The sequence below is a fragment of the Paraclostridium sp. genome (assembly GCF_051656405.1).
Lineage (GTDB): Bacteria > Bacillota > Clostridia > Peptostreptococcales > Peptostreptococcaceae > Paraclostridium.
This window is the reverse complement of sequence record NZ_JBOGBV010000019.1, coordinates 1-11,421: the sequence shown is the minus strand read 5'-3', so window position 1 is coordinate 11,421 and position 11,421 is coordinate 1. Positions and strand designations below refer to the sequence as shown.

11 protein-coding genes are annotated in these 11,421 nt (G+C 27.6%); 9 read left to right on the top strand and 2 right to left on the bottom strand.

Going from position 1 to position 11,421, the window contains the following annotated elements:
• Positions 1-9 precede the first annotated feature (9 nt).
• The 8 genes from ACRDDE_RS02985 (at position 10) to ACRDDE_RS02950 (ending at position 8,702) form a co-directional block, all read left to right on the top strand.
• Complete coding sequence (locus tag ACRDDE_RS02985; RefSeq protein WP_438625421.1) at positions 10-1,173, top strand: DHHW family protein; 1,164 nt, start codon at positions 10-12, stop codon at positions 1,171-1,173.
• Positions 1,174-1,598: 425 nt separating this feature from the next.
• Complete coding sequence (gene nrdD / locus ACRDDE_RS02980; protein WP_438625420.1) at positions 1,599-3,728, top strand: anaerobic ribonucleoside-triphosphate reductase; 2,130 nt, start codon at positions 1,599-1,601, stop codon at positions 3,726-3,728.
• 16 nt (positions 3,729-3,744) lie between these two features.
• Positions 3,745-4,248 carry an anaerobic ribonucleoside-triphosphate reductase activating protein gene (nrdG, locus tag ACRDDE_RS02975; protein ID WP_438625419.1) on the top strand — a complete coding sequence of 168 codons (504 nt, stop codon included), beginning with the start codon at positions 3,745-3,747 and terminating at the stop codon, positions 4,246-4,248.
• Between the two features lie 393 nt (positions 4,249-4,641).
• Positions 4,642-5,241 (top strand): 30S ribosomal protein S4, encoded by a 600-nt coding sequence (gene rpsD, locus ACRDDE_RS02970; RefSeq protein ID WP_438625418.1) that lies wholly within the window; start codon positions 4,642-4,644, stop codon positions 5,239-5,241.
• Between the two features lie 205 nt (positions 5,242-5,446).
• On the top strand, positions 5,447-5,761 hold the full coding sequence (gene trxA / locus ACRDDE_RS02965; RefSeq protein WP_021433958.1) for a thioredoxin: 315 nt from the start codon (positions 5,447-5,449) through the stop codon (positions 5,759-5,761).
• 24 nt (positions 5,762-5,785) lie between these two features.
• Positions 5,786-6,664, top strand: a complete 879-nt coding sequence (locus ACRDDE_RS02960; RefSeq protein WP_021433957.1) for an NAD(P)/FAD-dependent oxidoreductase — start codon at positions 5,786-5,788, stop codon at positions 6,662-6,664.
• Between the two features lie 202 nt (positions 6,665-6,866).
• The gene (locus tag ACRDDE_RS02955) at positions 6,867-7,199 is read left to right on the top strand and encodes a winged helix-turn-helix transcriptional regulator (RefSeq protein ID WP_035118054.1); all 333 of its coding nucleotides are present in this window, start codon (positions 6,867-6,869) and stop codon (positions 7,197-7,199) included.
• A 132-nt stretch (positions 7,200-7,331) separates the two neighbouring features.
• Positions 7,332-8,702 (top strand): cation:dicarboxylate symporter family transporter, encoded by a 1,371-nt coding sequence (locus tag ACRDDE_RS02950; RefSeq protein WP_438625417.1) that lies wholly within the window; start codon positions 7,332-7,334, stop codon positions 8,700-8,702.
• A 28-nt stretch (positions 8,703-8,730) separates the two neighbouring features.
• Here ACRDDE_RS02950 and ACRDDE_RS02945 read toward each other — a convergent pair whose 3' ends face one another.
• Positions 8,731-9,504 carry a CPBP family intramembrane glutamic endopeptidase gene (locus ACRDDE_RS02945; protein WP_438625416.1) on the bottom strand — a complete coding sequence of 258 codons (774 nt, stop codon included), beginning with the start codon at positions 9,502-9,504 and terminating at the stop codon, positions 8,731-8,733.
• Between the two features lie 99 nt (positions 9,505-9,603).
• Positions 9,604-10,647: an ElyC/SanA/YdcF family protein gene (locus ACRDDE_RS02940; RefSeq protein WP_438625415.1), complete on the bottom strand. Its 1,044-nt coding sequence runs from the start codon at positions 10,645-10,647 to the stop codon at positions 9,604-9,606.
• 190 nt (positions 10,648-10,837) lie between these two features.
• On the opposite strand from ACRDDE_RS02940, the gene ACRDDE_RS02935 reads away from it, so the two are divergent.
• The gene (locus tag ACRDDE_RS02935; protein WP_021433952.1) at positions 10,838-11,137 is read left to right on the top strand and encodes a PTS, IIB; all 300 of its coding nucleotides are present in this window, start codon (positions 10,838-10,840) and stop codon (positions 11,135-11,137) included.
• Positions 11,138-11,421 lie beyond the last annotated feature (284 nt).

Genomic DNA, 11,421 nt, shown 5'->3' with positions numbered 1-11,421 from the left:
GTGAGAACTTTGAAATTTACAAAAAAAAATACGCGTAAATATAGAAATATATACATAAAGTTAATGGCAATAATGTTTTTAGTAACTACATTTTCATTTGTAGGACTTAATTTACTAGTTAAGGATAAGCAGTTTTCAGAAAATGAAAATAGACTATTAGAACAAAAACCTAAATTTACATTAGATAGATTATTTGAAGGAAGATATACTAAAAAATATGAAAAATATACTGTGGATCAAATCGTTGGAAGAGATAAATTTATTAAAATTAAAACTAAGACTGACGATCTTATGGGTAAAAATAGTGAAAACGATGTATTTAAATGTGATGATGGTTACTTAATAGAAAACTTTGGAAAACCGAGTGAAGAGTATTTAAAAGCTAATATAGAAGCTATAAATAAGTTTGCAGATAAACATGAAAACATAAAGACAAGTATGTTAATAGCACCAACAGCTGTTAATATATTAGATGATAAATTACCTGCATTTGCTCCTGTTTATAATCAAGATGAGTATTTAAGTAGATTGTCAAAATCTATTGACAACAAAATAGATTTTGTAAATATATCAAGTGAAATGAAAAAACATAAAGATGAATATATATATTATAAAACGGATCACCATTGGACTACATTAGGAGCATATTATGCCTTTTTAGATTTTGCAAAGCAATCAGGGTTAAAAACTGAACCTAATAGTTATGACAAGTACAGGGTTTCAAATGATTTTTATGGAACTCTATATTCAAAGAGCGGTTATAAAGTAAAACCTGATCAAGTTGATATATACACACCTAAAAATAAAAATGATCAGGTAATAGTGGAATATAAAGAAGAAAAGAAAAAATCTCCTACTATATATGACAGTGAAGCATTGAAGAACAAAGATAAGTATGAAGTTTTTTTAGGTGGGAACCACCCGGTCGTAGATATAAAAACTACAAGTGAAAGTGATAAAACCTTGCTACTAATAAAAGATTCTTATGCAAATAGCTTTGTTCAATTTTTAACTCCATATTACAAAGAGATTATAATGGTAGATCCAAGATATTATTATGAAGATATAGAAAAATTAATTAAAGAAAAGAACGTTACGGATTTACTTTACTTGTATAATGCAAATACATTTTTTAATGATTCATCATTAGCTCCAGTATTAAATAACATATAAAATTCGCTTCGCTTGAGCGACTACGTCTGCGAACCACTTTATGTCGCTAACGACTTTGTCCGTTGCTCAAAAGTTTTTTACTCTAAAAATTATAGAATATTGGTATAACTAAGTTTCATAAATTAACAACAATGCATTAGTGAGTATAATTTTCAAGCGTAAAAAAATTAATAAAAAAAATAAAAAAAGAAACTGTATCTAGAGTGTAGATTTAGAGCGGTTTCTTTTAAATTTTTATGATAAATTTTAAAAAATATGGGTATTAATCAACTTGAATATATACTATATATGGTATAGAATGGACTATGTGCTTACTACATATAGTATAAAAAATACTCATATGAACAACATAAAATTATAAAAGTCAATACTTTTGTAGAATAAAATTTAATCAATCAATATGTATTAGACAAAAGGAGAGTTTTATGAATAAACAATTAAATATAATTAAAAGAGATGGTAGTGTTGTAAAATTTGATAAAACAAAAATAGAAAATGCAATACTAAAAGCTATGAAGTACGGAAGTGGAATATATGAAGAAGAAATGGCTAAAGAAATAGCCAATGAAATTGAATTAAGTTTTAATCAAACAAAAGACGTAGCAACTGTTAATAAGGTTGAAGATATGGTTTATAAAAATTTAATAAATCATAAACATGAATTAACAGCTAAAGCATATGAGGGGTATAGAGCGGTTCAATCATTTAAAAGAGAAGTTAATACTACAGATGATAGTATTTTAGGTCTTTTAGATAATAGTAATGAAGATGTTATGAATGAAAATTCTAACAAAAATGGTTTATTAGCTTCAACTCAAAGAGATCTAATAGCTGGGGAAGTATCAAAAGATATAGCTAGAAGAAAGTTAATTCCAGCTCATATAGCACATGCTCATGATGAGGGAGTTCTTCACTATCATGATATGGACTATGCTATACAACCTATTCACAACTGTATGCTTATAAACTTAGAAGATATGCTAAATAATGGTACAGTAATAAGTAATAAGTTAGTTGAATCACCAAAGTCATTCACTACAGCTTGTACAGTTACTACACAGATAATAGCTCAAATTGCTAGTGGTCAGTATGGAGGTAACTCTATAACTATAAAACATATTGCTCCATTTTTAAGAGTTTCATATGATAAATATTTAAACAAATATAAGAAAAAATATCCAGAAGAAATGGCTAAAGATTTAGCAGAAGATAGAATGCTAGAAGAATTAAAAAACGGAATTCAAACTATAAGATATCAACTATCTACATTATATACAAGTAATGGACAATCTCCATTTTCAACTATTTACTTAGAAATTGAAGAAGGTAACGAGTATGAAAGAGAAATGGCTTTAATTTGTGAGGAAATGATAGCTCAAAGATTAGAAGGAATGAAAAACTACAAAGGACAAGAAGTAGGAGAAGAATTCCCTAAGTTAGTTTATCTATTAGATGAGCATAATTGCTTAGAAGGTGGTAAATACGACTACATTACTAAACTAGCAGCTAAATGTAATACAAAGAGATTAGTACCTGATTATCAAAGTGCAAAAATAATGAAAAAAAATTACGAAGGAAACACATTCCCACCAATGGGATGTAGATCACACTTGAGTCCATGGAAGGATGAGAATGGAAATTATAAATGGTATGGAAGATTTAACCAAGGTGTGATTTCTTTAAACTTAGTGCAAGTTGCATTAACAGCAAATCAAGATATGGAGAAGTTCTGGGAGATATTAGATGAAAGATTAGAACTTTGTAGAGAAGCTCTAATGGTTAGACATGATTTATTAAAAGGTGTAATATCAGATGTATCACCTATACATTGGCAACATGGTGGTATAGCAAGACTTAAAAAAGGAGAAAAAATAGATTCATTATTAGAAAATGGATACTCAACTCTTTCTTTAGGTTATGTTGGTGTGTATGAAATGACACAAGCTATGCTTGGAATTAGTCATACTACTAAAGATGGTGAAAAATTTGCACTTGAAGTAATGAATCACTTAAATAACACTTGCCAAAAATGGAAGGATGAAACTGGTCTTGGATTTGGGTTATATGGAACTCCAGGAGAAAGTTTAACTTCAAGATTTTGTAGAATAGATAAACAAAAATTTGGAGAGATAAAAAATGTTACAGATAGAATGTATTACACAAATTCATATCATGTTCATGTAAGTGAAGAAATAGATGCTTTTGAAAAGTTAAAATTTGAAAGTCAGTTCCATGATATAAGTTTAGGTGGATGTATAAGTTATATAGAAGTTCCTGATATGAGTAAAAACTTACCTGCAGTAGAACAAATAATAAATTATATATATCATAATATACAATATGCTGAGATAAACACTAAACCTGATATTTGTTATTCTTGTGGTTATACCGGAGAAATAAAGTTAGATAAAGATTTAGAATGGTATTGCCCTAATTGTGGAAATAGAGATAAGAATGAAATGCAAGTTATGAGAAGAACTTGTGGATATATAGGTGCAAATATGTGGGGAAAAGGACGTACACAGGAAATAGGCGAAAGAGTTTTACATCTATAAGGTTGGAGTGATGAAAATGAGATTTTCTAAAATAAAAGATAATGATATAGCTAATGGATTAGGGATAACTATGTCTTTTTGGACTCAAGGATGCCCGCATCATTGTAAAGGATGTTTTAATAAAGAGACATGGGACTTTGATGGAGGACAAGAATTTAAGCAAGAAAACTTAGATTATATTATAGAAAACATAAATAAAAATAATATATATAGAGATTTAGCAATATTAGGAGGAGAACCATTATGTTCTCAAAATGTTGAAGGCGTAATTAGTTTATGCAAAGAATTTAAAAGTCATTATCCAAATAAACTTATATATTTATGGACAGGATATACTGTAGAAAAATTTAATGAAAATCAAAGAGAGATTTTAAATGATATAGATATATTAATAGATGGACAATTTGAGGAAGAACGAAAAAATTTATCTATAAAATTAAGAGGTTCTTCGAATCAAAGAGTTATAGATGTAAAAAAATATTTAGATAAAAATGAAATCATTTTATATGATCTTAATTAATAAAATAGACTAACCAATTATAAATTATATTGGTTAGTTTTTTTATGTTCTTAATGATAATAATTTTCATTTACAACAAATAATACCTATGTTATACTAAAGACATAGAGAAAAGCCTTCTCTACAAAAAATGATGCTATAAATTTATAAAGTACTCAATCCCGCAGATATAGTTTAAGTTTAATGTCCGGAACATAAACTATTAGTACTTTTAGATTTGTGCCAAAAATTACACTCAAAAACTAAAAAACTTCTTAAAAAGAGTCATGATTGTATACATGACTCTTTTTAATGATAATGAAAGTCATTTACATAAAATGAAAATTATGATATAGTGTATACAGGCTTAAAGTTATCGCGGCAAAATTTCTAATTTTATAGGAGATGATAATTATGGCAAAAATGATGGGACCTAGATTTAAACAATGTAGAAGGTTAGGACTTAATGTGTGTGGACATCCAAAAGCTATGGATAGAGCAACTAGAGGAACTTCTAGAGCAGATAAAAAACTTTCACCGTATGGATTGCAATTACTAGAAAAACAAAGATTAAGAGCTTATTACGGGGTTTTAGAAAGACAATTTTCTAACTATGTAAAAAAAGCTATGAAAGCTCAAGTAGAAACAGGTACGGTACTAGTTCAATTACTAGAATGTAGGCTAGATAACTTAGTTTATAGATTAGGACTAGCTAGCTCTATAAGACAAGCTCGTCAAATGGTAGTACATGGACACATACTAGTTAATGGAAATAAAGTCGATCGACCTTCTTATGGAGTATCAGTAGGAGAAAAGATATCTCTAAGAGAGAAATCTAAAAAGAACTCTATGTTTATTGATAGTTTTCAACAAAATGCTAATAGCCAATATTCTTACCTAAGCAAGGACCTTGATGATGTGTCGGGAACTCTTACTAAAATACCTGAAAGAAACGAAGTTCCAATAGAAATAAATGATATTTTAGTTGTTGAGTACTACTCTAAGCTTAAGTAGGTAATTAATTGAAATAAAGAAATGTAGAGCTTTAGTTCTACATTTTTTTTATATTAATTAATTATTTCAATTTAAGATACAAAGAATTTTATTTAAAGGTAATAATAAAGTAGAAAACTAGTTACGAATAAGTAACTAATTGTTATAGATAAAAACTGATGATATATTAAAGTTATTATAAAACATAAATAAAGGAGAAATGAAAATGAGTAGAATAATAAATACAGAAGAATTTAACGTAGAGGTAGAAAATGCAAGTGAAACAACAGTAGTGGACTTTTTTGCAACATGGTGTGGGCCATGTAAAATGTTAGCTCCAGTATTCGATGAATTAAGTGGAGATATAGATGAAGCTAAATTTTTAAAAGTAGATATAGATCAAAGTTTAGAGTTAGCTAGAAAATTCCAAGTAACTACAGTGCCAACAGTAATTGTATTTAAAGATGGAGAAGAAGCTGAAAGATTAGTAGGATTTATACCTAAGCAAAAGTTAGAAGATATGGTAAAAGCTCATATATAATTAATATAGAGAGGAATGTTGAATATGAGATATGATATTGCAATTGTAGGAAGCGGACCAGCTGGTTTAGCAGCTGCTATAAATGCTAAGATACGTAATAAAAATATAATACTATTTGGGTCTCACAATGGAAGTGATAAATTAGTTAAAGCTCCATCTATAGATAATTATCTAGGAATTTATGATGTAAGTGGAGCAGAGTTGAGTGAAAAATTTACTAATCACGTAAAAGAGATGGGAATTGAAATAACTCAACAAAGAGTTAATAATGTATACCAAATGGGAGATTATTTTGCATTAGCTGTTGGAGATGAAATTTATGAAGCTACAACTGTAATAATAGCTACAGGTGTACAATATGGAAAAATGATCAAAGGGGAAGAAGAATATTTAGGAAAAGGTGTAGGATATTGTGCTACATGTGATGCTGGATTATATAGAGATAAAGTTGTAGCTATAATAGGCTACAATCATGAAGGAGAAGAAGATGCAAACTTTTTAAGTGAGATAGCATCAAAAGTTTATTATATACCTATGTATAATTTATCTAATAAGTTAGATTCTTCTATAGAAATAATCGATAGTAAACCTATAGAAATAAAGGGAGATACATTGGTAAATAAACTTGTATTAAAAGATAGAGAGCTAGATGTGGATGGGGTTTTCGTTATAAAGGATAGCGTATCTCCTAGTTATATGGTTCCTGGGTTAGAAGTTGAAGGACCTCATATAAAAACTGATAGAGAAATGAGAACAAATATAGATGGACTTTATGCTGCAGGAGATTGTGCAGGTAAGCCATATCAATACTTAAAGTCTGCAGGGCAAGGGCAGATGGCAGTTTCTAGTGCTATATCACAGTTAGATAAATTAAGAATAAAACAAATGGGATTAGAAAAATAATATAAAGTAAATAACCTAAAATTCAAGAAAAATTAAATCTTGTTATTTTAGGTTATTTTTATTTGAATAATGAATAAGATCAGTTATAGAAAAAAGCTATAATAAAACTTGGATATGCAAAATTCATAATAATCAAAATTGGACAAAATATTGGCGATATTATAACCTTGTATACACAAATAAAAATAGGAGGGCCAAATTAATGTACAATGTAAGTGATATGACATTTGACTGTCCAGTTGAAGCTCTATCTAGTATAGTTGGTAAAAAATGGGTAGCAAGAATAGTTTGGGAGATCCAAGATAGTAAAATTAGATTTGGAGAGTTGCAAAGAAAAATAGATGGATGTAGTAAGAAAATGTTAGTTCAACAACTTGATTTATTAGTAGAAAATAACATTGTTATAAATAATAAAAAAGTAGTGAAAAATAGTATAGAATCTACTTATTATTTAAGTAAATCAGGGTTGGAGTTACTACATGTTATTGCCAATATGATAAAGTGGAGTAATGAACATATAGTATGTAATGATTAAAATTTTAAAATTTCGAAAAGTAAAAAAATTAGAAGTTACCAAAAAGTTACCAGTTGATATAATTTTTAGGACTTGTTATATTATATAAAAAAGCAAAGCCTTTAACTTTGCAAAAAGTATAAGGAGGAACACATGAATTACACATTTTTCTCAGAATTCCTTATGGTAACAAATTGGTTAACTTTGTTATCGGTAGGAATATTAATAGGACTATTCTTTATAGTCAAAAAATTAACTGAAAAGCTTAATTTTACCAAATTGATGATATCATCAATTGCAATGGGAATTGGCTTAGGGTTAATAATTCAATTTATAGCAGGTTTTCCAAATGACCCTACAAAAGTCACTTGGTTAACAGAAGTATCTAAATGGTATGGATTATTTGGATATGGATTTATGGATTTATTAAAAATGCTAGTAGTACCTTTAGTATTTGTTTCAATTGTAAGAGTTATAATGAACTTAAAACAAGGTGAAAATTTAGGTAAGTTGACAGGTAGAACTATTTTTATGCTACTTGGAACAACAGCTATAGCAGCAGCAGTTGGAATAATAGTTGGAAATTTATTTAAACTGGGAGTAGGACAAGAAGTAGCTCATCAAGCTACAGAACAATTAAGAGAAGTAACACCTGTAGTAGATACTTTAAGAGGATTACTACCATCAAACCCAGTAGATGCTATGGCACAAGCAAATGTAGTAGCTATAGTTATATTTGCAGGATTTATAGGTATAGCAATAAAAAGATTGAGTAAAAAGCACGCAGATACAATTAAACCTTTTGTAGACTTAATTGAAGCGTTTTATAAGATAATAATAAGTATATCGATAACTGTTATAAAGTTAATGCCATATGCTGTAGTTGCATTAATGGCAAGTTCTATAATTGATAGAGGGATATCTTCTATAGTAGGTGTTATAGATTTCATATTAGCTTTATATGTGAGTGTTGCAATAATGTTTATAGTACACTTAATAATAATATCGATTAATGGGGTTAATCCTATTAAATACTTAAAAAATGCATCTAAACCTCTTATATTAGCATTTACTTCAAGATCTAGTTTAGGAACATTACCAGTTACTATAGAAACATTAAATGATAATTTAAAAGTAGATCAAGGTATATCTAGTTTTGTTGGAAGTTTAGGCGCTAATATGGGTATGAATGGTTGTGCAGGAATATACCCAGCATTAATGGCTGTGACTGTAGCCAATATGTCAGGAACAACTATGAACTTTAGTTTCTATGTAATGTTATTAATAGTAATAACAATAAGTTCTTTAGGAATAGCAGGAATTCCTGGTACGGCAACTATGTCTGTATCTGTTGTTATATCAGGTATGGGACTAGGAGCATACTTCCCATTATTAGGTGGAATAATTGCTATAGATCCAATATTAGATATGGGACGTACAATGCTTAATGTAAATGGAGCAATGGCATCAACTATAGCAGTTGCAAATAGTTTTGATGAGATAGATAAAAATTCTATAGAATAGAATAAATATAAAAAATAGACTAAGATAACTATCTTAGTCTATTTTTTATGCACTTAGTAGAAATAAATAAAATTATAAGCCCGACTATAGCTGTAGATATTGAAATTATTATATGAAGATCTACAGAATATTTAAATACATAGGAACATGCATTATCTAAAGCATGAAACAGTATACATAGCCAAATGCTATTTGTTTCCATATATATAAATGTTAGAACAAATGATGATGCTAAGCAGCTCAATGCAAAAGGTAAAAAGTTTAGATGTTGTTGAGGAGATCCAACAACAAACCAAAGTGGTAAATGCCAGCAAGACCAAATTAATCCTATTAATAAAGAACTTTTCAAAGGTGAATACTTGGACAATAACTTAGGAAGTAAAAAACCTCTCCAACCTATTTCTTCAAGTCCGCCACCGAAAATCATAAATGGTGCAATCCATGTTAAAAAAATTAATGGATAAGTTAATAAAATATATTTATCTCTAAAAAAGCATACAACTATAAATGGTGTTGTCCATAAAATTAAAATAGTAATTAAAACATAAAGGTATTCCTTGAAACTTCTTTTCATATCTATACAACTTTTTAAAAATCTACTAAAATCATTTTTTGAGTAGAATTTGTGAACAGTAAGTATACCTGCTATAGCTGGGGAGTATCCAGATAAAGCATAAAAAATCATAAAAATAGGAGAACCGTATGTTAATACTCCTAATTGAGTAAGTGGAACTGTAACTCCAAATCCCATTATGCAGGTTATAAATATTATGAAAAAAAAGTATTTAACTTCATTAGACATATGAACATATACCCCCAATCTAAGTAAAACTCAAATATATTAAAATATATTTGAATAATAATAATATATACCTATTTGACTAAGGTTAAACATAATTAATTAAGCTGGAAAAACAAAATAATGATTTATAAGAGTTAAAAAAATTGAAAAAACAAATATTATAACTATTATAATCATATGTCTTTTTTTATTCATTACAACAAGTGCTATATACTCTCTTATTAACGCATTAGGAAGAAAGTAATAAGCAGTTTTTGATCCTAGTCCATTACTTCTCAAATTAGCCATTCTTGCGTATATGCTAGCTCTAAAAACATGATAATTATTAGTTACAAATATACTTTTATAACCATTAGGCATTAAATTATCCATAATAACTTTTGAAAATTTCATATTTTGTAGCGTATTAACTGAGTTATCTTCAATAATTGTATCTTTAGATGGTATCCCTTTACTTAATGCATATTTTTGCATAGCTAGACCTTCTGGAATATCTTCATCTGGACCTTGACCTCCAGAAAAAATGATTTTAGGAGAAAAAGAAACCTTAGACTGTTCATTATAGAAAGTTATAGCTCTGTCAATTCTGCTAGCAAGTAGAGGTGGAACTTTATCACCAAAAACTCTACTACCTAATACTATTATGAAATCTTGATATTTCTTTGGTTTATTAAACTGAGATAGGAAAGAAATCATTAAGAAATTAAAAATACTAAATAAGAAGTAAACTTCTAAAAGTAAAAAACTACCTAAAAAAACAGTTACATCTTTTGGTAAGAATTTTTCTGGATTAAAAAATGTTAAAATTAAGTGGAAAACAAGTGCTAATCCTAAAAATAGAGTTAACATATTAGATAAATTTCTACTTTCTTTTTTCATAACAATTTTAGCATTTAAAAATAAACCGAAAATAAGGGCATAAATTCCAAATATCGAAACAATCATAAATATGATAAATAAGATTAAAAATAAGACTATTAAAATTCGGATTCCTGTAGAAAATGCTAAGTATGTAAATGAAATAGCAAAAGATATAAGAAATATATTAAAAAATAATCCGTTAACAAGTCTTCTTCTATCTTTAAAATAAGATATTAAAAAGATAGACAATGTTATTATTGGAAACAAATAAATAAAAAACATACGTTACCTCCTAAATAAAAATGAAATATATATTAAATTCATTATATATTTTTTCAATAATTAAGTTAATAGATACGTAGAAATGTAATAATAAAAGAATAGTTATATCATAAAATATAATTTATAATGAAAATAAATTATATTTTATGATATAACTATATAACAAGAATTAAAAAAGAGAGGTATGAGTATGAATAATATAGTAGTTATATGTGAAGATATAAACTGTGGTAATAAATTACAGCAATCGGCCAAAGAATTCAACTATGACGTTAAATTTGAAATACAAAATGAAGATACAATTATAAATGAAATATCTGAAAAAGATATAAAAGATGCAAGTGCTGTTTTATTTGTAATAAATAAAGGTATAGAAGAAGTCAATGAAATCGAAAGATTCATAGATGTTGAATATTATGAAGTAGAGCCTTGTATAGCATTAGAAAATCCTAAACAAGTTATAAGTGAAATAATAGCTGATTTAAACTAAAGAATAGTAAGAAGCTTTGTGATTAATCTCAAAGCTTTTTTATATTTATAAAAAAATAAAATTAAATTTAAAAAAAGTATTGACGATGTCAAATTAAGGTGGTATAGTATTACTTGTCCTTAAGAAACGGACGAAACACAAAAGAGAAAATGAACTTTGAAAATTAAACAGTAGGTTAATTATAAAAATTCTTTTTTAAAGAATTAAACACAAACAACCAAGCCAGATATTCAGATAATGATTAGCTGAGCGATGGACAACTTTTTAAATTATATTTGAGAGTT